The sequence below is a fragment of the Paenibacillus sp. SSG-1 genome, from assembly GCF_002224835.1.
Lineage (GTDB): Bacteria > Bacillota > Bacilli > Paenibacillales > Paenibacillaceae > Paenibacillus_AQ > Paenibacillus_AQ favisporus.
Genome location: NZ_MBRK01000001.1, coordinates 1,590,416 through 1,614,868 on the forward strand (window position 1 = coordinate 1,590,416; position 24,453 = coordinate 1,614,868).

Consider the following 24,453-nt stretch of genomic DNA (forward strand, 5'->3'; position numbering starts at 1 on the left):
GCTCGGCGCACCTGATTCTGACGGCAGACGGAAAACACAGCGCTCACCTGAAGACAGGAGTGCCGATCCGGCTGGACGAACTGCTGGCTCGCAGCGTCGAGCTGCAGGAGCCGGCCACCCGTGCCCAAATTCGGGAGCTGGCATCGTACACGGTATGTCCGCCGCATGCTAAGGAACTGGAGGCCATGCTTGAGGAAGGCGCGTTCCAAACCAACATTCGGGCGAAACAGGTTACGATGCTTGACCTGCTTGAGCAGTACGAAGCTTGCGAGCTGCCGTTTGCGCGTTTTCTGGAGCTGCTGCCGGCGCTCAAGCCGAGATACTACTCCATCTCCAGCTCGCCCAAAGTCAGCCCAGGCACTGCCAGCATTACAGTCGGTGTCGTTCGGGGTGAGGCATGGAGCGGTAAGGGAGAGTACCTCGGTATCGCCTCCAACTACCTGGCCGAACAGGATCCTGGGGCCGAAGTGCTGATGTTCGTCCGATCTCCTGAATCCGGCTTTGTGCTGCCGGAGGATCCCGCCACACCGATGATCATGGTAGGGCCGGGCACAGGCGTGGCTCCATTCAGAGGCTTTATCCAGGCGAGACGGGTCCTGCAAACGGAAGGAAAGGTACTGGGTGAAGCTCATCTGTACTTTGGATGCAGACATCCGGAGCATGATTACTTATACCGCGAGGAGTTTGAGCAGGCGGAAAAGGACGGCGTGGTGACGCTTCATACGGCTTTCTCCAGAGTGGAGGGCACGGATAAATGCTATGTCCAGCATCTGATGAAGCAGGACGGCGAGCTGCTGCTGGAGCTGCTCGAGGCCGGGGCCAAGCTGTATATTTGCGGCGACGGCTCCCGGATGGCACCCCAAGTGGAAGAGACGCTGATTGGCTCCTATCGGGACAAACACGGAGCGAGCCCTGAAGAAGCAGCCGGGTGGCTTGCCGGGCTGGAATCGGCAGGAAACTATGTGAAGGACGTATGGGCAGGTTGAACTCCCGGCGGTCGGATTTCGGGGCATGCCTCATTTTGCTGATTGCTTCCAAGCCGTCCGCAAATATATGATGAAAGCGAGGGTACGGACGATCAGGGAGGAGCAAACCAGGTGAATTATGAAATCAGAACCGCGAGCACGGATGAAATAGAGCTCGTTCACCAAACGATGATGCTGGCTTTTGAAGAATATCGGGGCCGGCTCCATCCGCCCTCAGGCGCTTTGTCGGAAAATACCGAAACGATCCTGAGCAAAATCAGCGAACATGGGGGCGGAGCCCTCCTGGTTTGGTCCGGTAACAAGGCTGTAGGATCGGCGCAGTATTTCTTCCGTGAATCCTTTTTGTACGTCGGGAGGATATCCGTCATTCCTGAAGCCCGCGGCCGGGGATTGGGTAAGGCCATCATGAAGCATTTCGAGAAACTCGCTGCACAGCTTCGTTATTCCGAGATCCGGCTGGGAGTCAGGTTGTCGCTTCCAGAAAACCTCCGGTTCTACCGGAAGTTGGGCTATGAAATCGCTGAGGAGCATGAATATCCTGAACGAACGGATGGCTGGTACATCATGAGCAAACAAGTGCGGAGTCAATACGGTATGATCAGCAAAGACAACGCGGAGCATTACGCATGGGGGAACGATTGTGACGGATGGCGGCTGGTTGATGAAGAGACGGTAAGCATCATTCACGAGAGGATGCCGCCGGGGACAAGTGAGCAAAGGCATTATCACGCCAGAGCGGGGCAGTTTTTCTTCGTGTTGTTTGGCACACTCGATATTGAAGTCGAAGGTACGGTGCATACGTTATCTGCCCATCAGGGAATGAGGGTGCAGCCGGGAGCGGTGCATCAGGTCATGAACCGATCGGCGGAGCCGGTCGAATTTATGGTCTACTCCCAGCCTAATTCGCGGGGGGACCGGACGCTTGCTTAGGATTACGAATGGAACGGCCATACGACGTATAAGTAATACACAATAAGGAGGAAGCAGATGATGTCCCAAAGAAGCATTACGATCCGGGAGGCGGGACTCGAGGATCTGCACGAGCTTGCCGCCATTTTTGACTTATACCGGATATTTTATGGTCAGGAGACGGACGTTGAAGGGGCGGCCGCCTTCTTGTTCGAACGAATGGAGCACCGGGAATCGGTCATCCTGATCGCCGAGGACGTGAAGCAGGGCCGGATCGCTGGGTTTACCCAGCTGTATCCGGTGTTTTCCTCCATCTCTATGAAACGGTCCTATATTTTGAACGATTTGTACATACGGGAGCAATACCGCAAGCAGGGAATCGCCCGTCTGCTGCTTGAAGCCGCCAAGCGGTACGCCAAGCTGGCCAGGGCGAAGGGGCTGTCCTTGTCCACGGCGGTAACGAATGTACGTGCCCAGCAGCTCTACGAACAAAGCGGATACGTTCGGGACGAACAGTTTATCCATTATGATTTAACAACGCTGGATTAGGATGAATCACGGGACAATAAGGAGGGATCATGAATGGGGCCGTCTACGCAGCATTTCTATGACGGTATGTCTGAATCATACCATTTGATTTACGAAGATTGGAAACATACGGTGTCCAGTCAGGGACAATTTTGGGACCGGTGGATCCGCTCCCGGTTGAATCGTCCGGGAAGCAGCAAGATTCGGCTGCTGGACGCCTCATGCGGCATCGGAACCCAAAGCTTAGGGTTAGCACGGCACGGATTCGATGTGACGGCAACCGACCTTAGTCCGGACTCCGTGGCGCGAGCGAAAAGGGAAGCGGAGGCTATGGGACTGTCGATCCAATTCGGAACAGCGGACTTCAGGACGCTCGATCAGGATGTCGCCAGTACCTTTGACGTCGTCTTCTCCGCCGACAATGCGGTGCCGCATTTGCTTACGGACGAAGACCTGCTGAACGCCTGCCGGCAATTTTACAATAAATGCGTGCCAGGCGGCATGGTCATTATCACGATCCGCGACTATGACAGCCTGTTCCGCGAGCGGCCCCGTGCGACCCAGCCCAGAATTTTGGATCATGGCAAGAGAATCGTGTTCCAGGTGTGGGATTGGTCGGAAGACGGATCGACATATACGACCCGGCAGTTTATACTGCAGGATCAGTTAGAGTCTTGGAAGACGGAGAGCTATGCAGCCGTGTACCGGGCAGTTCAGCGAAGCGAGCTGAACAGCTTTTTGCAGCAGGCTGGATTCCAGCGTGTGGAGTGGGTCATGCCCGAGGAGTCCGGGTTTTACCAGCCGATCGTGACGGCAGCCAAGTCCTAGATGGAGCGAGCAGATTTCATTGTTTCGCGATTTTACGCTTCATGACTGTTATCATCCATAGAAAGAGCGGAATGGCGATCGCGCAGACCGGAATGATAATCCGCTCCCACAGCTTCTGGATCATGATAATGGCGGCTTCATTCGGAATCAGCAGCGCGATGATGAGGATGGCCGGTGCACAAATCCATATGAGTTTTTTCCAATTTTTCACTTGAAGCCACTGGGCCATCTCATAGCTCGTAATAAACAAGTAAAGGGAGATCTTGGCGAAGACGCCAAAAATCCAAATGAAAATCACGAGCACATCGACATTTTGAATAAAGTTCAGGATGTTTATGGTACGTACCAGCATAAAGTAAGAGAACCTCAGCTCCATTCCAACGTAGGGGCCGAACACGAGCAGCACCATGACCGTGGCCAACGTGACCATGATAGCGGTGAACGCGATGCTCGACAGTGCTTTGACGATTATTTTTTTGTTGCTGGATATAAACGCGAGAAGGACCAGAAGCATAAACGATTCCCCGAAAAAAGAAGCGGGCGACAGCGACGCCTTGAACACCTCTTGCCAGCTTGAGTCACCGACGATCGGCAGGATGTGAAGGAGCTTCGTGTTCGTGACGTTCAGCAAAAAGGTGAGGACCAGCGCAATGAACGTCACGGGTCCGGCCAGTTCGCAAAATCGGCCGATGCCGGTAATCCCGCTGATGCCGGTCAGATAAACGGCCAAAGCCAGTATCATGACCATGAGAATCCAGATAGGAGTCTGGTCAAGGATCGTCAGATGGATAAAATCCGTGAAGGAGCGGAGCACATCTCCGGATAACAGGAGCCAGGCCACGAAATAGGGAAGGATCACGATTCTTCCGATCCAGCCGCCAAGCAGCTTACGGCTGAACTGCGTTAGGGTTTCTCCGGGATGGAGTAGGCTGACATGCATGACCAGATACGTGATGGCAAGCCCGATCGCACCCGCAATGATCATGGACATCCACGCGTCCTGCTTGGCTATTTCAATGGCAGGCGACACTCTTAACCAGACGGCCATAACGACTTCCACCGTGCTTAAGGTCCAAAAGATTTGCGATCCGGTCAACTTCATAGTTTCTCCTCCTTTCCGATAGAATTCCCCTGATTACTGATGATTTACAGCGAGGAATTGGTTTGACCCGGATCCCTGTACCGGAGATGAACCGATACAGTGATCGGCAGTTCGGGGAACGTTTCGTGCCAATGAGGCTTGAGCGTTTTCCATATCTCCGGGTGCTGCATGTGGACTTGTTCCCCGATTCCAAATATGTCGATTTTATATTGGTGCTGCGCCTTATCGATCAGTTTGCGAACCTTCTCCTCCGCTTCTTGGCTCAGCTTGGTTTGGATTATTTTTAGATCATCGTCCTTTGAAGGATCAAGTGACGAATTGTTTTCGACAATGCTGCCGGTGCCGTGCAGCGATATGTAAATCTGCGGCTGGTGCTTAATTATTTTGATCTGTGTGCGGTGCTTCAGGGATTGAACGGCTAAACTGATCGTCTCGTTCTCCTTTCCGATGAGAGTGGTGAACGTGAAGTTTTTTTGCTTACCCATCATCCAGTTATTGTACATTGATTCCTCGGGATCCAGGTAACCGACGAGTTTAATTCCATGGTCTTTGTCCAGGATGGCAGAGCCGGCATATATATAGCCTCGGGAAGGATCGGCTGTGATGGCAGGCACAATCGGCTGGGTTCCTTCGCTGAAGGCATCGCATAATAACATCCGGTAGTAGTAGGGCTTCATACCAAGAGCATATTGCTGGCTGCCAAGTGTCGTACTAATGAACGGATCAAATGTAGGCTCGGCTTTGATCACTTCTTTTGCCGTTCCATCCTTGACCACAAGGATGACGGAACGCAATTCCGATTTCGGGTTGCGAAAAATCATGTCGAGATACTTACCCAGCCCTTCTTCAGCCATACGATGACCGATCAGGATTGTTTGACGGTGAGCATAAAACAAGGAGCGCGACAGCTCAGCCTGCAGATGCTGCCCGGCATCCATAAAATCTTTTCCTTTTGCACTCGCGACCGTAAATGTGTTTTTCTTGCCCGCACCCGTCACCTGGCTGCTGCCCAAACCCGCGGGTACGGCGATTTCGGAACTGATCTCCAACTCTTTGTCCTCAGTCATGTCCATTCCGACGCCGATAATAAAAGCACGTTGATTGGGCTCTTTCAGGTTCCAGCAGCCGGTCAACGAAGCTGACAGAAACAGTAAACAGAAAAAAAGCAAATTTTTTTTCATTGTACCTTCCGCCCTATCCATTCAAAGTTCAAGACTTACTCGCCCGTTTTCTTGGCGAACGCAAAAATACATTTTTCGCCCGGCTTTTCCTGGTTGGAGCAACGGGCTGAAGATACGGCGATCCAAACGGAGTGAGATGGATCAGATGGGACAAAATGGCGATCATGCCGATCGCCGTGCCGAAAAGTCCGAAAATACCGGACAACACGAGCAGCGGGAAGCGCAGCATCCGCATCGGGTAGCCGAACCGGTAACGGGGGATCACAAACGACGATATGCCGGCGGCGGATACGACGATGACAATCGGCGCCGAGATGATCCCGGCCTGTACCGCAGCCTGTCCAATGACCAACGCCCCCACGATGCTGACGAGCGGACCAATTTGCTGGGGTAACCGTATTCCGGCTTCCCGCAATCCCTCAAACATAAATTCCATAATAAATACTTCGATGACGGTTGGAAATGGAGCCTGTTCCCTGAGTCCCGTAATGCTTAGCATCAGCTTGGGCGGAACCATTTCCGGATGATAGGTAGTCAGCGCAATGTAAACTGACGGAAACAGGATGGCAAACAGGGCGAACAAATAACGGATCCACCGATTCATGGTGACATACATAAACCGTTCGTAATAATCGTCAGGTGCCTGCAAACCGTCCCAGAACGTCATCGGCACGATCAGAGCGATTGGCGACCCGCTCACCAAGATTCCCACCCGTCCTTCCAATAGACCGGAGGATACGACATCCGGCCGCTCGGTGCTCTGCATTTGCGGAAAAGGAGAGAAGTTGGTGTCCTCAATGGATTCTTCGATGTAGCCTGATTCCAGCACGTCTTGAAGATCGATCTGCTCAACCCTTGAGCGAATTTCATCCAGCATCGAAGCGGATACAATTCCTTCAATATAGGCAAGTACAATCTCGGTTTGGGTCAGTTTACCGATGTGAAAGGATTCCATCTTCAGGTTTGGCGTGACGATGATTCTGCGCAGCATCGTCGTGTTCGTCCGGAGCGTTTCGGTGAAGCTCTCCCGCGTTCCGCGCAGAGATGCTTCCGTAGACGGTTCCTCGATCGATCTTGCTTCAAATTGTGAGACATTTGTTAGAAGGACAGAAGCTTCCCCGTCCGCCAGAATGGCCAAGTTACCTTTTAAAATATCATCTGCCGCATCGTGGAACGTGTTGACCTTCTTCGTTTGCAGTACCGCGAACAGCTGCTGATCACACATTTGCGCAATGCTGTCAATGGGGCCGATCCCCTGGGGGATGCCTTCGTACATTAAAGGCTTCAGGATGACCGACTGGATAATATCCTTGTCAATCATGCCGTCTACGTAAATAAACAGCAGCTTGGTGTCTCCTTGCAGGGTAACGTCCCGGAATATGACATCCGAGCAGCGCTCGAACATCATTTTTAGCGTGTGCTCATTATCTACCAGATGACGGCTTAGCGGCAGATTCGGATCGATGTTTGTCGGTTTCTGGTTAGATGAATTCATGTCAGGTTCTTCTCCGTTGGAATAATTATTATATTTTAGTTACTATACCCATACGCCGGATAAGCATACTTTGCCGGTATAAATCCTCTTTGATGCGGAAAAATTAAGTCGGTATCTTACATTCAACCGTATTAGGGAGGCAGCACTCGTCATATGAAAAAAATCGTTATGATCGCCGTTCTGATATTGATTACAGGCTGCGCGGATCACGGCGCTTCAACGGCGCGCCAGCAGGTGACTACCAAGCAGACGAACCGCGCAAGCCATATCCATCAAGCGGCTCCGACCCGAAAAATCGTCACTTCAGCCTCATCAACGTCTACGGACAGAGCGGGTAAATCCCATTTGACGGTCAAACAAGTCAATCAAAACGACCTGACCTCGGATTTGCTTAATTTGATTCAGCAGCCAGGGGCGGTACCCGGAACTTCACCGCAGCAGCCTGCGGGAACGCCATCCGGGACGCGGACCGGAGCTCCAACCACCCCAGGGGGAACTCCAACGGGAACGCCAACCGGTACGCCAGCAGGAACACCAACGGGAACGCCGGCCAATCAGGCCCCTGCGGGTACCCCCAAAAACCAGGCTCCTTCCGCAGGAACCGGGAACCAGGCTCCTTCGGGTACAAACAATCAGCAGACCTCTGCGAGTGGCGATGCCTCAGCATATGCTCAACAAGTGCTTGATCTGGTGAATCAGGAACGCTCCAAAGCAGGTTTGGGTGCACTCAGCATGGATTCCAAACTGTCCAACATGGCAATGGCCAAAGCCAAAGACATGTATGACAACAAGTATTTTGACCATAACTCCCCGACTCACGGATCTCCCTTCGACATGATGAAGGAATACGGGATTACGTACAACTCGGCTGGAGAGAATATCGCCAACGGGCAGACCTCCCCTCAGCAGGTGATGCAGGACTGGATGAACAGCCCGGGACACAAAGCCAACATCCTGAACAAAAGCTACACCCATATCGGGATCGCCTTTTACAATAACGAGTGGGTGCAGGAATTTACAGGATGAGCAGCGTAAGTGAAGCATAGTGCAGTGAACCACAGCTCTTCAGGATGATCCAGGGATGCTGTGGCATAGGGTTGGGGAAAAACCGGCGGGGCGCTCCGCCGGTTTTTTTGGTGTATAATGGAACGGATGCGAGAAGCAAATCTCCAAAATATCGTCAAAGTTGAGGGATGATGGATGATCCTATGGATAAACGGCGCGTTTGGTGCAGGAAAAACGCAGACCGCCTTCGAGCTTCACCGCCGGATACCGCATTCTTTCGTGTACGATCCAGAGAATGCAGGGTATTTTATCCGCAAAAATATTCCGCCCAGCATCAAGAAGCCCGATTTTCAGGAATATCCGTTATGGCGGGAATTCAACTATGCCATGCTGAAGCACATCGCATGTGAATACGACGGAGTCATCATCGCTCCAATGACCGTGGTCGATCCGGTATATTTTGAAGAAATCGTTGGCCGGCTGCGCACGGACGGCATGACCGTGAAGCATTTTGCGTTATGCGCTCCGCGCGAAGTCATCCTGCAGCGCTTGAAAAGCCGGGGGGAACGATCAAACTCATGGGGTGCTCAGCAGGCCGAACGCTGTATTGAAGGTCTATCCCAAAACATATTCCGGGAGCATATCGATACCGTTGAGCTGTCGGTAAGCCAGGTAGCGGAGCGGATTGCGGACATGGCCCATATTCCTCTGCTGCCCGATCACAGGGGTGCGGTGCGGAAGAAATTCGACCAAATCAAAACCCAGTTGGATCATTTCCGATTTTTTAACTAGGGGGAGAAGAGGGTATGGAAGCCGTGCTGTTCGACTTGGATAATACGCTGGTGAACCGTAAACAGGCGTTTGAGCAGTTTTCGCGAAAATTTATCGACAGGTTTGCGGCCGCGCACAATCCTGAGCATCGCCTGAGGCTGGTGGAACAGCTGCGTGCCGCAGACCGGAATGGCTATCGGGAAAAAAGGGAGCTGTATGAGGAAATGAGGCGGACACTGCCAATGAGGGAGGAGGCGACGACTGCCGAAGACCTGCTCGCTTATTGGTTCGCTGAGTTTCCCTCCTGCACCGTAGCGATGGACGGAGCGGAATTGGTGCTGCGGGAACTGAAAAGCAGGGGAGTCCGGATCGGGTGCGTCACGAACGGCTCGGCCAGAGCCCAGTATGCCAAGCTTGACCAGGTGCAGTTCAGAGGCTATTTCGATGCGGTTATCGTTTCGGAAGAGGCGGGGGTCAAGAAGCCGGACCGGCGAATTTACGAAATGGCGCTGAGCAGGCTGCAGGCCCGTCCGGAGAACTGCTGGTTTGTGGGTGACCATCCCGAAAAGGACGCGCAGGGCGCCGCTGCGGCAGGTCTGCGTCCCGTACTGCTGCTCACTGCGCCTGCTGAATCGGGTCCGCTCCTGCCGGAAGGGACGCTGACGATAAACAAACTGCAGGAGCTCCTTCCGCTATGTACCGGCCCATTCTTGCGGTTTTGAGGGGACGGTGATGGTAGCTGGAAGGCTCCTGCAGGCATCGTTGGATTGGCATTCAGGCCGGAGCGTTCTGGTTAGCCGCCTGCGGAGAAGCGGATTTCTGCTTACGCTCGTTAAACATAAAGTAATAGATGGCCGATGCGCTGATGTATAGGATTCCGGTCATGCTGAAAGTCAGCGCATAGCCCCAGTACGTCCCATATGCGGTAAGCAAATGGGATTGGACAGGTCCCATTGTAGCCCAGCCGAGCATGAATGCGGTCTGCGTCATCGAGTTGGCGATTCCTCTGCGGGCATCGGATACCCGGTCAACCGTGATCGAGGACTGGATGGGATTGGCCGCATTCATCAGTGCCTGCCTGAAGAGGAAGCTGAAGCAAGCGACTGCGAACAGGTTGGTGAAACCGGTCAGCAGCAAAAAAGGCAGGGACATCATCTGAAACAGCACCACGGCCTTGACCGGTCCGACGCGGCTTGCCAGCGACGGGCCGATCAGCATCGACACGATCGTCATGATCTGGCCGAGTGAAATCAGGATGCCGACGGCCGTAAGGGATACGGCAAAGCGATTTGTAAAGTACAGATTGAGATAAGGCACGACCAGTCCCGAGCCAAGGCCGACAATCAGCTGGGCCAGCGTAAATTTGGCGATGGCGCTCCAGTCCTCCCGCGCTGAAGATGGAAGCGGATGGGACAGGGTAGGCCCCGAGGGGGCGGCCGAAGCGTCTTTTTGAACAGCCGGCTTTCGCCGGACCAGCATCAAGGGCACAAAGGCAAGCACGCTCGCCGCTCCCCCTGTGAACAGCACAGCCTGCAGGCTCTGAATTTTGCTCCAGCCGGCGGACTGGAGCACATCGGCCAGGTAACCGCCGCCGCTGCTGCCGATGACCTGGGCGGCCAGCACGAGGGAGAAGTGGTAGCTGAACAGCTTCAGCCGCTGCTTCTTGTCCGAATTCCCGGCCAGAAACGGGACGGCGATCACCTGGAAGAAGGCCGCAAACAGGCCGGCGGCAGCGGACAGGACGATCAGGGCGGATTCACCGCTGGCCAGTGATCTGCCCATGAAGCTCAGACCTGTAAACAATGCGCCGGTCATTAAGAGCAGCTTATGGCTGGTACGGTCCCCCAGCAGTCCGATCGGTATGAAAATAAGCGCCGTCGCAAACGACTGAACGCTCACCAAGGTGCCGTTCATCGTATCGGGGTAACCCAGCGTTTGCACGTAAAGATTGTAGAGCACCGAGAACATGCCTGTCCCGATCTGATACAGCAAATTGGCAAGAAAAAAGAGCCGGATATTCCGGTTGAGGCGATTCCATTCTGACGAGACCTGATGCAGTAACCGCATGGTTTGATTAATCCTCCGTCCTGATGCATTAGCTTCTCTATTGTAGCAAGCGGCCCCCAGGGTGGAAAGGAAAACTTTACATATGGCATATGCCAAATCAGAAGCTTGGCTCATGAGAACGAAAGAGGTGATTTGCAAGATGGAAATAACCATTCAACCGTGGGGAATCGGCGAGGATATCCCCTATGACCTGCTGCTGCTTGCTGATCCATCCAAAGAGATGGTTGAGGATTACGTCGCCAGGGGCAGGGGGTATGGAGCTTACCTCAACGGCGAATTAGTGGGAGAGTATGTACTGATCGATACGCATCCGAAAACGGTTGAGATCGTCAATATTGCGGTACGGGAAGACTTGCAGGGCAAAGGGATCGGCAAAATGCTGATCGAAAACGCCGTCGAAGAAGCCAGGAGGCAGGGAGCGCATGCGGTGGAAATCGGCACAGCCAACTCCAGCTTTCCTCAATTGAAACTCTATCAACGCTGCGGTTTCCGGATCGTGGGCGTGGACCCGGGCTTTTTTATCCGACACTATGAGGAAGTATTCTATGAAGACGGAATCCAAGTGCAGGATATGGTCCGGCTCCGTCTGGATTTGATATAAAGAATAGAGCTGCAGAAAGCGGTCAGAATCGTCACTGCAGGGCTGGGGCGTCTATTAAAATGTGTTTCAATCTAGCGGCAAGTAACGTTGCATTGATAGATTTCAGGCATAGGATAATCTATCAAATGGTAAAGGAGGTCATGTCACGTGGCTATTTTGTTACCAGAGCAGTTCTACTCGCTAGCCGCTGGTGTCGGCAAGTCGTTCTATGAGAATCTTGCCGGCGGAATCAATGCTGCGGTCACGGTGAACAACACGTCGGCTTTTCCGGTTGACCTTGTCATCACCCGCGTCAACGCCCCTGTTGTCACTTATACGATCCCGGCGGCAAACAGCTTGACGCTCTCAGTGGAACGTCTGCTTGTCGCCGCACTACTGGCTTCAGCTGCCGGTCCGGTGTTCGGTACGATTCAAATCGCTACCTCTGATTTCTAATTGGCAATACCAACATCAGCACCAGCTTTTCCCCTTCCCCATGTGATATTGAGCCTCCAGCCGGAATGTTCCGGTTGGAGGTTTTTTTCTGCTGGTGGTGCAAGGCCGGGGAAGGTTGTCGATCCACACGTGAATTTTTGCTGGGAAAATGGGTTGGAAAAAGTTAATATTAGGTAAAACATCAACCGATGGAGGGTGAATGTGATGATTGTCAGAGAACAACCGGAAGGCTTCGTTCTGATTCGCCAGCATGATCATGCCAAGTTATCGGGACAGATTGCAGAGCATTTATTGCCGGAGTGGATGCCGACAGGATCGGATCGTGAAGCTGCGGTGCTGGCCATTACCCAGCATGATCGCGGCTGGAGATATTTGGACGAGAATCCGCTATGGGATTCAGAAAGCAGCAGCCCGTTTTCCTTTATCAACTATCCGCTTAAGCCCAAGCTGTCCTCGTACCGAGCCGGCCTGGATGAGGCGGAAGAGATGGATCCGTATGCAGGTCTGCTCTGCAGCAAGCATTATGCGTCGTTCCAGCAGATCCGTTATGCGGAAGAACCGGAAGCCGCCCGGTTTTACAAGGAAGAGCTCCTTCGGCAGGAACGGATTCAAAGTCAGCTCAGCGGATTGGACGCCAGCCGGGTGGAGCGCCATTTTAACCTGCTGAAGCTGTGCGACAGCCTGTCGCTGTACGTATGTCTCAATGAGCCAGGAGTGTCCGAAGATGAGGAGCATCCATGGTACCGTGAAGGGATCGACACGGAGATCGCCGGGCTCAAGCATTTGCAGGCCCGATGGGTGGACGAAGGCTGCGTGGCGGTCAGCCTGCCCTTGTTCCGATCGGAGTTTACCGGGTCGATTACGCTAAAGCGGGTATCGAGACAAGCTATTGAGGAAAAAGGATTGGGTGCAGCCTACGACATGGCCCCGGAAATCACGCAGGATGTTATATTCCGGAATAAATGAGGAAGAGAAGATACGAGGGAGAACTCCTCGCCGATCCGCCGGAAGGCGAGCTCCGTTGGGTAACGATCGAAGAAGCGCTGGAGCTGCCAATGCAGCCATGGTTCCGCAAGAGATTTCCGCTCTTCTTCGAGGAGGGAACCTTTGAAATCCATGATGTGTGGGATCAGGAAAAACAGATCACGATTGCGGAATCCGTTAAGAAGCCGTAGATAGGAGGTGGCTGTATGGATCCTGTATATTTAAAACCCGTTACCGACGATATCCGCCAGCAGTGCATCGAGCTTCGTCCCAGGGATGACCAGTTGAGATTTGTGGCTTCAAATCTAAATTCATTGCAAAAGGCGGCCGAGGAGAAAACCTGCTATCCCTACGCGATTTATGCAGATGATATTATGGTAGGATTTGCGCTGTTCGATGAGGAGCCGTATCCGGAAGACGGCTGCTTCTGGATCGTCAGGTTCATGATCGACCGGAATTATCAAGGCAGAGGTTACGGCAAAGCAGGATTATCCGCCGTCGTTCGCAAGCAAAAAGAGCATCCGGCCTGTTCTGTTATCAGAATCTCGCATGTTCCCGACAATACAGCCGCAAACCGGCTGTACAAAGGGCTGGGTTTTAAAGAGACCGGTCAATTCATAAATGGGGAGCTTGTGCTTGACCTCGAAGTATAGGCGCGGCTCAGGACGCGTGATAAAGTTGGCAGAGAGTCAGGAGGAAATGATATGATTTTGGAAGCCGCGATGCTGCAGGTGAAGCCGGGGCAGGGCGAAGCATTTGAGCAAGCCTTCCGGGAGGCTTCGGGTATTATATCTTCCATGAAAGGGTACATCGGACACGAGCTTCAGCGCTGTATGGAGGTACCAAACAAATACCTCCTCCTCGTGAAGTGGGAAACCCTTGAGGACCATACGGATGGATTCAGGCAGTCCGAATCTTATGCTCGGTGGAAAGGGCTGCTTCATCACTATTACGACCCTTTCCCGGTCGTTGAACATTTTGAGAAAGTAACCTTACCGGGCACATCCTGAAGGGATACTCCTAGAACGTAACGGGAGGAGCCCCATGTTCCAACGCGGCAGCCGAATGAAAAGTGATGTATTACTCAAATAAAGAAACGCGCGGGTCATGTCCCAAATCATGCACGAGCATGGAATGAAGCTGACCCCGGTGATGGTATAAATGCGCCAAAATTTCCAGCAGCCAGCCGAACCGAGTATATGATGCCCCCCAGTAGGAGGAAACCTCTTCCTGAAGCTGGGCTTCCGTCAGCGAGCCGTATTTTTGTACAAGGGATTCATAGTTATCTTGAAAGGCTTGGCGGATGCGCTCGCTCGTCGAATACGATGTCCTGCTGTAAAATGCAGCCATCTCTTCCTGTGAGGCACCGTCCGAAATGATCAAATCGGCGAGCGGCAGCATGGCGAGATGCTCCAGCAGCTCACCTACGGAAAATTTGCCGGGAGTGGGCCGCTTCGGCAGATCGCATTCATCCAGACCGTCCATGATCTCGAGAATGGAACGGATTGCCACATTTATATGATGCAGCGCGCTTTGGCAGCAGGGATTCATGGTTTTATCTCCTCCATTATTACAGGTAAGTAGTTACATAGCGATGATCGAAGAATTTCGAACAAGAACATTTGTTCTTGTTTTTTTATTATAATGGCAACTCAGACGGTGATCAAGTTTTTTCGAGGCTGATCAACGCTAGTGCGAATGGATGCATTGGAATATGCACTATGCGAAAGGAGATTTTCCGTATGAGCATCAGACAGGCTGCTTATGATGATTACCCGGTGCTGGCCAAGGGCCACGTGGAAAGCTGGAAAACGACCTACAGAGGCATGATTGCAGACGCCTATTTGGATCAGCTGACGGTGGAGAGCCGGATGGAGCGGTGGAAGCAGCTTCTAAGCCGGGAGGATAAGGACTTGTGGACATTCGTTTCCGAGGATGAAGCCGGACGGGTATTCGGGTTTATACAAGGGGGAAAATGCCGGGAGGAAGAGGCCGGGTATGATGCGGAAATCTACGCCTTGTATTTACTTCAGGAACATCAGGGAAAGGGACATGGAAAATTGCTGGTGAACACGCTGATCCAAGCCTTCCGGGAGAACGGCTTCGGTTCCATGTACGTGTGGGTGCTCAAGGATAATCCGGCGCGTCAATTTTATATAAAAATGGGTGGAAGTCCTGTCTCTGAAAAAACGCTGGATATCGCCGGCCAGGCCGTTCTGGAAACCGGTTTGGCTTGGGATAAGCTCTGAAATATGAAGGACGGGAATCCGTCTATGGAAAGGAAGCGGAAAGATGGGCAGCATAATCGATTACTACAATCAGTTTGATGAATGGGGGAGACTGGAACGGGAGCCGGTCGAATTTATGGTCAACCTCCATTTCATTAAACGGTATTTGAAGCCGGGAACACATGTCCTCGACAACGGAGCGGGGCCGGGCAAATATGCGGTTGCGCTGGCGCAGGAAGGCTATGACGTAACATTGACCGATTTGTCTCCGCGCCTCGTCGGCCTCGCGGCCGGCAAAGTGAAGGAATGCAAGCTTGAGGAACGGTTCCGGGGGATACACGTGGCCGATGCAAGAGCTCTTGGAAGATTTGAAGACGAGCGGTTTGACGCCGTTTTGATGCTTGGGCCGCTGTACCATCTTCAGCAGGAGGAAGACCGAAAGCAGGCGGCCCGGGAGCTCTTCCGGGTGGTCAAACCCGGCGGACATGTATTTGTCGCCTTTATGTCCCGGACGAGGCATTTAATAAATTCGCTGCTGCATCCGCAATCCTGGAAGCCGAATGATACGATGGACGGCATTGATAAGTTTATGAGAACGGGTGTATTCAACCACAGCGATGATGGCCGGTTTACGGGAGCTTATTATTTTCCGATTGATGAGATCCGTCCCTTCATGGAGCAGCACGGCTTCGACAGCGTGAAGTTGATCGCATCCGGCAGCGTGGTGCAGTCTATGAACGAGGAACAGTGGGCATACTGGCGGGGCCGCGGTCCAGAGGAATATCAGCGGTTTCTGAACCGTATCATGGAGGCTGCAGAAGACCCATATATCCTAGGTGCTTCCTCTCATCTGCTGTATATCGGAGTCAAGCCACAATAACCGAAGGTACTTCTTACTCCGGAGGATTCCGCTCTATTATGAGGAAGTGACGCTTGTCCGTGTTTTTGTCCGGCAAACCGATTATACTGTAACTAACATAGGGTTTTGCGCATACGGGAGGAAGAGCTTTGGAAGACTTGGTGCAGAGGGAGCACGAAATCATGAAGGTATGCCTGCTGGCCGGGCAAATCATGCTGCAGAGCGGAGCGGAGACGTACCGGGTGGAAGATACCATGGTACGGATTGCCGCTTCTTTTGGCGTGGATAAAACGCATAGCTACATGACCCCTACGGGACTCATTTTTTCTATGGAGGATCCGCAGCCGATCACGAGGCTGAACCGAATTTCGGACCGGACGACGAATTTGCATAAAATCGACCGCGTGAACAGCGTATCCCGCCGCATCAGCAAAGGGGAGCTGACCATCGCTGAAGCGCGTCGGGAGCTGGAAAACATCCAGCGGACAGGCGATATTTACCCGCTGTGGCTGCGGTTGCTGATGGCGGCGCTGGCCAGCGGCTGTTTCCTGATCATGTTCCGCGGCATCTGGCCCGATTTCCTGCCCGCGGCTGTGGCCGGAGGTCTCGGATATTACTGCACGCTGATGCTGCAGCGGATGATTCCGGTCAAGTTCTTCGCCGAGTTTTCGGGAGCGCTGGCCATCGGCCTCTGCTCGATCCTGTTCGTCAAATTCGGCTTCGGGCAGGACCTGGACATTATCGTCATCAGCTCGGTCATGCCGCTCGTACCGGGGCTGCTGATTACTAATGCGATCCGCGATTTGATGGCAGGCCACCTGGTTTCCGGCTTGTCGAAGGGGGCCGAGGCGTTCATCACCTCTTTTGCGATCGGGGCGGGCATCGCATTTATGCTGTCATTTCAATGAGGAGGATGCCGTATGTACATTGAACAACTCGTCACGAGCTTCGTCGCATCGGCTGCGTTTGGCATGCTCTTCAACACCCCGAAAAAGGCGCTGCTGCAGTGCGGATTTGCCGGGATGGTCGGCTGGCTGCTGTATATATGGCTTCAGGATATGCACGTGCTGCGGATTACAGCCACCGTGGTCGCCAGTTACTGCGTCACGATGATCAGCCATTTGTTCGCCAAAAGGTACCGCACGCCGATCATCGTGTTCAGCGTATCGGGCATCATTCCGCTGGTCCCCGGCGGAACGGCTTATGACGCGATGCGCAACGCAGTTGAGAACCAGTATGACCAGGCCGTCCAGCTGGGAGCCGAAGCCTTTATGATTTCGGGGGCGATCGCCCTTGGCCTGCTGTTGTCGGAAGTGACCAATCAGCTCATCCGGAAGTGGAGAGTGTAGGTGTTGGAAATTTCACCGGTCAAAATACGAGGAGCTCGGGGGGATCTGCGTGCCAAAGCGCATTCTGCTAATCGAAGACGATAAGGAAATTAGCCAGCTGATTGAGAGTCATTTAAAGCAGGAAAACTATGAAGTGTTTGTCGCGCTGGATGGGGAAGAAGCGGAATCATTTATTGATAAGGAGGAGTTTGATCTGGTTTTGCTGGATTTAATGCTTCCTAAAGTAAATGGCATGGATGTGCTCAAGCAGATCAGGGAAAGAAGCGTCGTTCCCGTCGTTATTATTTCCGCAAAAGGCAGCGACCTTGACAAGGCTCTAGGACTTGGTTTTGGCGCAGATGATTATCTAAGCAAGCCGTTCTCCATGATTGAGCTAACCGCCAGAGTGCAAGCTGCCATACGCAGGGCAACACAATATGTCCGGACGGATCATCAGCCGACGGAGGATCGGATTCATTATAAGGACCTCACTCTTGATTTAAGCACGTTTTCTGTGCAGGTCCGAGGTCAGAGTGTTACGCTCACCTCCAAGGAGTTTCATATTCTGAAATTATTCTTAACTTATCAGAGCAGGGTGTTCACCAAGGAGCAAATCTATCAATTCGTCTGGCAAGACGATTATTATGGGAATGAAAACGTGATTAACGTTCATATCCGCAGGCTTCGAGAAAAAATCGAGGAAGATCCTTCCAATCCTCAGTTTATTCGTACCGTTTGGGGCATCGGATATAAATTGGGAGGGTAGCCATGGTTATTTTTCTAAGCGCGGCCATTGCTGTTTTGCTCCTCATGAATATTTGGCAGTTTGTTTCCCGCAGAACATGGAATCGGAATGTACAGGAAATATCGAATAAAATCATGGAGATCATCGAACATCAAACCGCCGAGAAGGTGCTTTTCCAAACCGACCAGCAAGCCGTGCAGCAGTTGCTGATCCAAATCAACCGTCTGCTGGATTACAACCAAAGAGTGATTGCGGATTATGCCAGAACCAAAGATAGTCTGAAGAAAATGATATCCAACATGTCCCACGATTTGAAAACGCCCCTGACGGTCATTCTGGGATATGCCGAAAAGCTGAACCAGGAAGAATCGATTACCGAAGAAGAAAGGAAGCAGGTGATTCTGCGGCTAAACAATAAGGTGAACAGTCTGGTCGCATTGCTTAACCAGTTTTTTGATCTCGTTAAAATCGAGTCGGAAGACTACGAAATCCCGCTCAGCAAAATTTCCCTCAATGAGATTTGCCGCCAAAGCGTGCTTGAATTTTATGAGCTCCTGACATCCCGAGGTCTTCGGGTGGAGCTTGAAATTCCGGAGCGTCCCCTTTACATACTCGGTAATGAGCATGCGCTGCAACGAATATTAAACAATTTAATATCAAATTCAATCCGGTATGGAAGCGACGGAGGCGTGTTTGGTTTAACGCTTCGGGAAGAAGGCGAATCGGTTGCTGTCGACGTCTGGGATCGCGGAAAAGGCATCACGGAAGTCCACCAGGACCGTGTGTTTGAAAGACTTTACACATTAGATGACGCCCGAAACCCGCAATTTCAGGGTAGCGGACTAGGCCTTAGCATTTCGAAACGTTTAACGGAGGCGATGAAAGGATCGATTCGGCTTACGAGCACACCGTTTGAGAAAACGACGTTTACATGCATTTTTAAACAGGTGCCACATTAGATCTCCCGTAAGAGGTGTTCTGTCTGAACGCCTCTTTTTACGAACTTAAGAAACTTGTAAGGATTGAGTAAGAAAAATGATCCATTCCTTGCTTTACGATAGAAGTAATTCAAAGGATGAATATAGACAGGAGGATCATAACTCAAATGAGCGACGTCATTCGAACCTATGAGCTTACCAAAACGGTAAAAGGAAAAACGATTACTTCGAATGTTAATCTCACGGTAAAAAGAGGAGAAACTTACGGCTTGCTTGGACCGAACGGTGCCGGTAAAACGACGATCATGAAAATGCTCACGGGACTCATCATCCCCACATCGGGAGAAATCATGCTATTTGGCAAGAAGTTTACGGAATCTGCAAAAGACGGGTTAAAGCGAGTCGGGAGCATCATTGAATATCCGATATTTTTCGAACATCTAACAGCCATGGAGAACTTGCGGATTCACTGTGAATATCTGGGCTTTTATGACGGAAAGGCCATCACCCAAGCGCTGGATATGGTCAATTTGCATGGGATTGATGACAAGAAAGTGAAGGACTTCTCACTTGGCATGAAACAGCGTCTGGGAATCGTCCGTGCCATGATTACGAAGCCTGAGCTGATTGTCCTGGATGAACCCACCAATGGGCTGGATCCCATCGGGATTAAAGATATGCGGGAATTAATCCGGATGTTAAACAAGGAATATGGCATAACGTTTCTCCTGTCTAGTCACATCCTGGGTGAAATCGAGCAGATGGCTGACCGAATCGGGATGATTCAGCACGGGAAACTGGTGAATGAAGTCGCACTGGCCGACATTCAGAAGTTGCGGACCGATTATATCGAACTGGTCACTTCGAATGTGCAGAAAACGGTCTATTTGCTTGAACATAAGCTCCAAATTTCCAACATCAAAATTGTGAAGGACACAAGGATTCGTGTATACGACACGGCCCGATCCACAAGTGATATTTCGAAAACATTGATATCGAACGATATTGAAATTGAGGAAATTCAGAAGCATACGAGTACGCTGGAAGACTATTTTTACCACCAAATCCAGGGGGGGCGATAAGTTTGACTAAACTGATTGAGCTCGAGTGGAGAAAATTAGAGCAGAAAAAGGTTATCGGTGAAGTGATTATCTATTGGGTGATCCTTATGTTTCTTCCCGTTTTCTTTTTAAAAGTGGTCATGGCTGATTTAGCGTTCACGGATTTTGAGGAGAGTTATTCAAGCGCGATGGAGCTGATGTCGGCGATCCAAATGGGGTTTGTTCTGTTCGGCGCCTCCATGATTAATCACGTATTTATCGAGGAATATAAGAATAAAACGATGTCCCTTTCATTCGGATATCCCATTAGCCGCAAAAAACTGGTTATGGCCAAAGTTTGGTTTATCTTCCTGGCGGTTTTCCTGTGTACGCTTATATCTTTTGTTCTATCCGGAATTACCACCTATGTGTTCGATTTGTTCATCGACGTCATTCACGGACTGCCAACCCTCGCGGACATCATTTCGTTTACGGTCAAGTCGATCGTTCATTCCGCGGTTGTCTCGGTGATCAGCTTTGTTCCGCTGTTTTTGTTCGGGATCTGGAAGAGGGCGGTCATTCCGACCGTGATTTGCTCCGTTTTTCTCATGCAGTTCCCGAATTTCGCAGGACTGCTTCATATTCCGTTGAATACGAACATGTTATACGCAGTGCTGGGCCTGATTGGCTTGGTCAGTGTCTACTTGTCAATTGCCAAAGTGAATCAAGTGGGGGATATTTAGCGGTGAAGAATTACTTTTAAGGGGATCAGGGCTGAAGAAGCGTGCAAAAAAAATCAGGCGCCAGCAATTCGATTTGCTTCTCCTTCACTGAGGAGGAAAGTAAAACCGGCTGCTTGGCCTGATTTTTTTGTCATTTTCAGGTTTATCTTACGCCGAGTCTCATCCGGTAGCTGAACAAAACCTGCAGCGTCCTTTCCTGGAAGAAGTCATCGACGACTTGTTTGAAACGCGTAATGTCTTCATCCAGCTCCTTCGGGTTTAGCCGGAGGACCGTTTGAACTCCGCCCTGGCTCATTGCGATGCCGAAATACCTGTCAGCATCGCAATCCTCCGCATGATGGAACACAATTTCCTTGGCGAACCTGAAATGGCCGCTGTCCTTAATGGCCGCGAGATGCTTTTCCTTATCCCTTTTGACAGCCTGCTTCTCTTGGCTGAGCTGTTCGCGGATGATGCCGTCGGCCCGGTTGATCACTTCTTCGTAGGCTTGCTCCACCTGCCAATACAGCGTCGGCGGCCAGTCGCAATCGTAGACGGCGAAGATGCCGCCGGGCTTCAGCACCCGGGCAGCCTCCAGCAGCGTGCTTGCCGCCTCCATCCAGTGAAAAGACTGCGAGCACGTAATAATGTCGGCGGTTTCGCTGCCGACGGCAAGCTGGTTGGAGTAGCCTGCCATAAAGCGGATGTGGGCTGCATCCGTCATCTGCTCCAGCTTGGACTCCGCGACGCTGCGCATGTCGTCATTCGGCTCGATGCCGATAACCTGGTCCGCGTGCTTTTTCCAGACCAGCGTGGACAGCCCGGTGCCGCAGCCCAGATCGAGCACCAGTTCCGGCTTGCGCTGAAGGTACCCAGTCAGGAGGGACGTCACCAGGGGAGGCGCTGCGGGCCGGTAGCGGTCGTAGGTATCCCCGTATCCGGAGAAACGTTCGATATTGCGCTGATTGTTTCCCTCTGGAACGATGCTCATACGCCTCTTGCTTCAAAGCGCTTCAGAATTTCGATGATGACCTGTACCGACTTCAGCATATTGTCGACGGAAATGTATTCGAACTTGCCGTGGAAGTTTTCACCGCCCGTAAAAATATTCGGCGTCGGCAGCCCCATATAGGAGAGCTGGGAACCGTCCGTTCCGCCGCGGATCGGCTTGACAATCGGCTTGATGCCCAGGCTTTCCATCGCTTCATAGGCTACGTCGACGATCTCTTTTACCGGCTCGATTTTTTCCCTCATGTTGTAGTACTGATCGCGCATTTCCAGGATGACGCGCTCCTCGCCGTATTTTGCCTGAAGCTGCTTCACGACCTGGGTCAGATGCTCCTTCTTGGCGGCAAATTCCGTCCGGTCAAAATCGCGGATGATGTACTCCATTTTTGTGCGTTCGGTATCTCCGTTCTGCGAGAGCAGATGATAGAATCCTTCATAGCCTTCCGTATGCTCGGGCGCCTGCTCCGGTGGAAGCATGGAATTCAGCTCCATGGCGATTTTGATCGAGTTTACCATCTTGTTCTTCGCCGTGCCCGGATGAACGTTGGTGCCTTGGATCGTGATGCTTGCCTTGGCTGCGTTAAAGCTCTCGTATTCCAGCTCGCCAAGAGGACCGCCGTCCACGGTGTAGGCAAAATCGGCGTTGAAAGCCGCAACATCGAATTTCTCGGGGCCGCGGCCGATTTCCTCGTCGGGGGTAAACGCGACTCTGACCGTCCCGTGCTTGATTTCCGGATGGCCTATCAGGTAAGCCATCGCCGTCATGATTTCGGCTATGCCGGCTTTGTTATCTGCGCCAAGCAGGGTCGTTCCGTCCGTCGTGATCAGCGTGTGCCCTTTGTACTGAGGCAGCTCAGGAAACAGCTTTTGGGAAAGGACGACGCCTAGTCCCGCGTTCAGAACGATATCGCCTCCGTCATAGTTGTCGACGATTTGCGGATTGACGCCTTTGCCGGTAAAATCCGTTGCGGTATCCACATGGGCGAGGAAGCCGATCGTCGGCACGCCATCCTTGTCCGTATTGGAAGGAAGCGTGGCCATGACATAGCCGTTCTCATCCATCGTGACGTCCTTCATGCCGATGGAATTCAGCTCTTCCACCAGCATGCGCGCAAGGGTGAGCTGTCCCGGAGTCGAAGGCGTAGTGCTGCTTTCTTCATTCGATTGGGTCTCCACCCTGGCGTAAGAGATTAACCGTTCCGTGAGTTCCTGTTTCAACATCCTTCATCTCCCTTTATGTAAATGGTGTACTACTTGATATGATATCATGGGCAAGGGGCAAAATCACAAGCTTGATCCGAAAAGCCGAGGTGATTAGCGCCCGTCCGGCTGTCTTCCCTGTCCAAAACGATTATAATAGGTTCATGGAGGTGCGTTGGAAGTGTCGGTTAACGTGTTCAGCCTTGTATTTTCGCTTGTCGTGATCGGCTTGATCCTTTTGTTTTTCTTCGGCCTGTTCAAATACGTATCCAACGGCAGCAGGCATGTCAGAAATTCCGATGCCGCCTTGAGGAGAGTTGAGGAGAAGCTGGATTACATTATATACAAAATGAATGAGAAACAGGGGGATGAGCGATGACGGCAATTCCTTTTAAGGCAATCATTCAATCGGAGGAGGAGCTTCGATTACTGAGCAGTCCTCCCAGCGAACTGGTCAGGAACAAGGTTATCACTCGTTTGGATTCCCACTGCCGCGAATTTATTTCCAAGTCTCCGCTGCTGTTCCTGTCCACGAGTGACGCGGAGGGCAGCTGCGACGTATCACCCCGCGGCGATGCACCGGGCTTTGTATACATATTGGATGATACGCGGCTGGTCATTCCGGAAAGACCAGGTAACCGGAGGTATGATTCGCTGCTAAATATTTTGCAGAACCCGAGTGCCGGGCTGATCTTTATCATTCCAGGGCTGGAGGAGACGCTCCGGATTAACGGAAAGGCCTGCATTACCGCGGATCCTGAGCTGATGGAGAAACTGTCCGCCCAGGGGAAAATCCCGCAAATAGGCATCGGCGTGGAGGTCGAGGAGTGCTATATTCACTGCGCCAAAGCCTTCAAGCGCTCCAAGCTGTGGGATCCGGAACAATGGCCGAAGCGGGAGAACCTGCCAAATCCTGCCGCCATCATCGCGGATCATGTGCGCGGATTAAAGGTTACGGAGGAGCAGGTCGCACGGTCGCTGGCGGAAAGCTACGAAAAGCGATTATATTAATAGAACGGATATGATCTTTAATAGGGGGGCTGGCTTTGAGTATCATTCCGATGTTGGCCGTTCATGATGCTGCCGCTGCCATTTCTTTTTACCAATCGGTGTTTGGCGCGACGGAAGCGAACCGGATGGTTACGGAAGACGGGAAAACATCGCATGCTGAAATCCGGGTCGGTGATGCGCGGTTCATGGTCGCGGACGAATTTCCGGAGCATAATACCGCAGCGGAAACGCTCGGTGGAACGCCGGTGATTTTGTATATCACCGTTGAGGATGCATTGGAAACAGTGAACAACGCCCTTGCGGCTGGAGCGGCCATGCTTAGGGAGGTTGCCGCACAGCCTCACGGGGACTTGGTTGGGAAGATCAAGGATCCGTTCGGCCATGTTTGGATGATTGCCGAGCCCTTGAAGACCGTACCGCAGAAAAAAATAATTCAAGGAAATTGAAACTGCCGAACAATTTTCCCGGGAGCCCGCCCGGTC

General features: G+C 52.1%; 30 protein-coding genes and 1 pseudogene. 24 read left to right on the plus strand and 7 right to left on the minus strand.

All coding sequences use genetic code 11. The annotated features are described in order from the left end of the window. The 4 genes from BCV73_RS35695 to BCV73_RS07455 all read left to right on the plus strand — a co-directional run. Window positions 1-986 (plus strand): ferredoxin reductase domain-containing protein (locus tag BCV73_RS35695; RefSeq protein ID WP_481855781.1); only part of this gene is annotated, 986 nt, incomplete at its 5' end. 111 nt (window positions 987-1,097) lie between these two features. Continuing rightward, the gene (locus BCV73_RS36115) at window positions 1,098-1,916 is read left to right on the plus strand and encodes a GNAT family N-acetyltransferase (RefSeq protein ID WP_343219884.1); all 819 of its coding nucleotides are present in this window, start codon (window positions 1,098-1,100) and stop codon (window positions 1,914-1,916) included. Between the two features lie 60 nt (window positions 1,917-1,976). Further along, a complete protein-coding gene (locus BCV73_RS07450) occupies window positions 1,977-2,444 on the plus strand; it encodes a GNAT family N-acetyltransferase (RefSeq protein ID WP_179232131.1) in 468 nt (155 codons plus the stop codon). Between the two features lie 33 nt (window positions 2,445-2,477). Beyond that, on the plus strand, window positions 2,478-3,251 hold the full coding sequence (locus tag BCV73_RS07455; protein ID WP_089546612.1) for a class I SAM-dependent methyltransferase: 774 nt from the start codon (window positions 2,478-2,480) through the stop codon (window positions 3,249-3,251). 16 nt (window positions 3,252-3,267) lie between these two features. On the opposite strand, the gene BCV73_RS07460 is transcribed toward BCV73_RS07455, so the two are convergent. The 3 genes from BCV73_RS07460 to BCV73_RS07470 are packed head-to-tail and all read right to left on the minus strand — an operon-like array spanning window position 3,268 to window position 7,029. Continuing rightward, complete coding sequence (locus tag BCV73_RS07460; RefSeq protein ID WP_076167826.1) at window positions 3,268-4,353, minus strand: GerAB/ArcD/ProY family transporter; 1,086 nt, start codon at window positions 4,351-4,353, stop codon at window positions 3,268-3,270. Window positions 4,354-4,397: 44 nt separating this feature from the next. Continuing rightward, the gene (locus BCV73_RS07465) at window positions 4,398-5,534 is read right to left on the minus strand and encodes a Ger(x)C family spore germination protein (protein ID WP_076167824.1); all 1,137 of its coding nucleotides are present in this window, start codon (window positions 5,532-5,534) and stop codon (window positions 4,398-4,400) included. A 28-nt stretch (window positions 5,535-5,562) separates the two neighbouring features. Continuing rightward, the gene (locus tag BCV73_RS07470) at window positions 5,563-7,029 is read right to left on the minus strand and encodes a spore germination protein (RefSeq protein ID WP_076167821.1); all 1,467 of its coding nucleotides are present in this window, start codon (window positions 7,027-7,029) and stop codon (window positions 5,563-5,565) included. 153 nt (window positions 7,030-7,182) lie between these two features. On the opposite strand from BCV73_RS07470, the gene BCV73_RS07475 reads away from it, so the two are divergent. The 3 genes from BCV73_RS07475 (at window position 7,183) to BCV73_RS07485 (ending at window position 9,527) form a co-directional block, all read left to right on the plus strand. Next, the gene (locus BCV73_RS07475) at window positions 7,183-8,055 is read left to right on the plus strand and encodes a CAP domain-containing protein (RefSeq protein ID WP_143811835.1); all 873 of its coding nucleotides are present in this window, start codon (window positions 7,183-7,185) and stop codon (window positions 8,053-8,055) included. Between the two features lie 174 nt (window positions 8,056-8,229). Continuing rightward, window positions 8,230-8,826 carry an AAA family ATPase gene (locus BCV73_RS07480; protein WP_089546613.1) on the plus strand — a complete coding sequence of 199 codons (597 nt, stop codon included), beginning with the start codon at window positions 8,230-8,232 and terminating at the stop codon, window positions 8,824-8,826. Window positions 8,827-8,840: 14 nt separating this feature from the next. Next, window positions 8,841-9,527, plus strand: coding sequence for an HAD family hydrolase (locus BCV73_RS07485; RefSeq protein WP_089546614.1), 687 nt, complete (start codon window positions 8,841-8,843; stop codon window positions 9,525-9,527). A 52-nt stretch (window positions 9,528-9,579) separates the two neighbouring features. Here the strand turns inward: BCV73_RS07485 and BCV73_RS07490 are convergent, their stop codons facing one another. Continuing rightward, complete coding sequence (locus BCV73_RS07490; RefSeq protein ID WP_343219885.1) at window positions 9,580-11,025, minus strand: MFS transporter; 1,446 nt, start codon at window positions 11,023-11,025, stop codon at window positions 9,580-9,582. On the opposite strand from BCV73_RS07490, the gene BCV73_RS07495 reads away from it, so the two are divergent. From BCV73_RS07495 to BCV73_RS07520, 6 genes and pseudogenes are all read left to right on the plus strand, one after another. Continuing rightward, window positions 11,012-11,473: a GNAT family N-acetyltransferase gene (locus BCV73_RS07495; RefSeq protein ID WP_089546615.1), complete on the plus strand. Its 462-nt coding sequence runs from the start codon at window positions 11,012-11,014 to the stop codon at window positions 11,471-11,473. The genes BCV73_RS07490 and BCV73_RS07495 overlap by 14 nt on opposite strands. Before the next feature lie 147 nt (window positions 11,474-11,620). After that, complete coding sequence (locus BCV73_RS07500) at window positions 11,621-11,908, plus strand: hypothetical protein (RefSeq protein WP_076167812.1); 288 nt, start codon at window positions 11,621-11,623, stop codon at window positions 11,906-11,908. A gap of 204 nt (window positions 11,909-12,112) precedes the next feature. Beyond that, window positions 12,113-12,874 carry a DUF3891 family protein gene (locus BCV73_RS07505; RefSeq protein ID WP_089546616.1) on the plus strand — a complete coding sequence of 254 codons (762 nt, stop codon included), beginning with the start codon at window positions 12,113-12,115 and terminating at the stop codon, window positions 12,872-12,874. A gap of 11 nt (window positions 12,875-12,885) precedes the next feature. After that, a pseudogene (locus BCV73_RS07510) lies at window positions 12,886-13,083 on the plus strand (DNA mismatch repair protein MutT); the annotation flags it as partial. Window positions 13,084-13,098: 15 nt separating this feature from the next. Continuing rightward, on the plus strand, window positions 13,099-13,545 hold the full coding sequence (locus BCV73_RS07515) for a GNAT family N-acetyltransferase (protein ID WP_089546617.1): 447 nt from the start codon (window positions 13,099-13,101) through the stop codon (window positions 13,543-13,545). A 51-nt stretch (window positions 13,546-13,596) separates the two neighbouring features. Continuing rightward, window positions 13,597-13,902 carry an antibiotic biosynthesis monooxygenase family protein gene (locus BCV73_RS07520; protein WP_089546618.1) on the plus strand — a complete coding sequence of 102 codons (306 nt, stop codon included), beginning with the start codon at window positions 13,597-13,599 and terminating at the stop codon, window positions 13,900-13,902. A 70-nt stretch (window positions 13,903-13,972) separates the two neighbouring features. Here the strand turns inward: BCV73_RS07520 and BCV73_RS07525 are convergent, their stop codons facing one another. Continuing rightward, complete coding sequence (locus tag BCV73_RS07525) at window positions 13,973-14,443, minus strand: DinB family protein (protein ID WP_076167803.1); 471 nt, start codon at window positions 14,441-14,443, stop codon at window positions 13,973-13,975. A gap of 191 nt (window positions 14,444-14,634) precedes the next feature. Here BCV73_RS07525 and BCV73_RS07530 point away from each other — a divergent pair, with 191 nt between their 5' ends. The 8 genes from BCV73_RS07530 (at window position 14,635) to BCV73_RS07565 (ending at window position 20,773) form a co-directional block, all read left to right on the plus strand. Further along, window positions 14,635-15,141, plus strand: coding sequence for a GNAT family N-acetyltransferase (locus tag BCV73_RS07530; protein ID WP_179231921.1), 507 nt, complete (start codon window positions 14,635-14,637; stop codon window positions 15,139-15,141). Window positions 15,142-15,184: 43 nt separating this feature from the next. Beyond that, the gene (locus BCV73_RS07535; RefSeq protein WP_089546620.1) at window positions 15,185-16,000 is read left to right on the plus strand and encodes a class I SAM-dependent methyltransferase; all 816 of its coding nucleotides are present in this window, start codon (window positions 15,185-15,187) and stop codon (window positions 15,998-16,000) included. Window positions 16,001-16,128: 128 nt separating this feature from the next. Next, window positions 16,129-16,887: a threonine/serine exporter family protein gene (locus BCV73_RS07540; protein ID WP_089546621.1), complete on the plus strand. Its 759-nt coding sequence runs from the start codon at window positions 16,129-16,131 to the stop codon at window positions 16,885-16,887. Window positions 16,888-16,899: 12 nt separating this feature from the next. Continuing rightward, a complete protein-coding gene (locus BCV73_RS07545; RefSeq protein WP_076167793.1) occupies window positions 16,900-17,328 on the plus strand; it encodes a threonine/serine exporter family protein in 429 nt (142 codons plus the stop codon). A gap of 49 nt (window positions 17,329-17,377) precedes the next feature. Next, complete coding sequence (locus BCV73_RS07550) at window positions 17,378-18,073, plus strand: response regulator transcription factor (protein ID WP_089546622.1); 696 nt, start codon at window positions 17,378-17,380, stop codon at window positions 18,071-18,073. Between the two features lie 113 nt (window positions 18,074-18,186). Next, window positions 18,187-19,011 carry a sensor histidine kinase gene (locus BCV73_RS07555; protein WP_256992767.1) on the plus strand — a complete coding sequence of 275 codons (825 nt, stop codon included), beginning with the start codon at window positions 18,187-18,189 and terminating at the stop codon, window positions 19,009-19,011. A gap of 146 nt (window positions 19,012-19,157) precedes the next feature. Further along, complete coding sequence (locus BCV73_RS07560) at window positions 19,158-20,072, plus strand: ABC transporter ATP-binding protein (protein WP_089546624.1); 915 nt, start codon at window positions 19,158-19,160, stop codon at window positions 20,070-20,072. Between the two features lie 2 nt (window positions 20,073-20,074). Further along, window positions 20,075-20,773, plus strand: a complete 699-nt coding sequence (locus BCV73_RS07565; RefSeq protein ID WP_089546625.1) for an ABC transporter permease — start codon at window positions 20,075-20,077, stop codon at window positions 20,771-20,773. 142 nt (window positions 20,774-20,915) lie between these two features. Here BCV73_RS07565 and BCV73_RS07570 read toward each other — a convergent pair whose 3' ends face one another. Continuing rightward, the gene (locus BCV73_RS07570; protein ID WP_179232133.1) at window positions 20,916-21,737 is read right to left on the minus strand and encodes a class I SAM-dependent methyltransferase; all 822 of its coding nucleotides are present in this window, start codon (window positions 21,735-21,737) and stop codon (window positions 20,916-20,918) included. Window positions 21,738-21,739: 2 nt separating this feature from the next. Further along, a complete protein-coding gene (pepT, locus tag BCV73_RS07575) occupies window positions 21,740-22,978 on the minus strand; it encodes a peptidase T (RefSeq protein WP_089550144.1) in 1,239 nt (412 codons plus the stop codon). A gap of 163 nt (window positions 22,979-23,141) precedes the next feature. On the opposite strand from pepT, the gene BCV73_RS07580 reads away from it, so the two are divergent. Genes BCV73_RS07580 through BCV73_RS07590 form a run of 3 tightly spaced genes read left to right on the plus strand, consistent with a single transcriptional unit; the run spans window position 23,142 to window position 24,417 of the window. Further along, window positions 23,142-23,339, plus strand: coding sequence for a hypothetical protein (locus BCV73_RS07580; RefSeq protein ID WP_076167781.1), 198 nt, complete (start codon window positions 23,142-23,144; stop codon window positions 23,337-23,339). After that, the gene (locus BCV73_RS07585; RefSeq protein WP_089546627.1) at window positions 23,336-23,971 is read left to right on the plus strand and encodes a pyridoxamine 5'-phosphate oxidase family protein; all 636 of its coding nucleotides are present in this window, start codon (window positions 23,336-23,338) and stop codon (window positions 23,969-23,971) included. The genes BCV73_RS07580 and BCV73_RS07585 overlap by 4 nt, the downstream gene beginning before the upstream one ends. 35 nt (window positions 23,972-24,006) lie before the next feature. Beyond that, window positions 24,007-24,417 carry a VOC family protein gene (locus BCV73_RS07590; protein ID WP_084203757.1) on the plus strand — a complete coding sequence of 137 codons (411 nt, stop codon included), beginning with the start codon at window positions 24,007-24,009 and terminating at the stop codon, window positions 24,415-24,417. Window positions 24,418-24,453 lie beyond the last annotated feature (36 nt).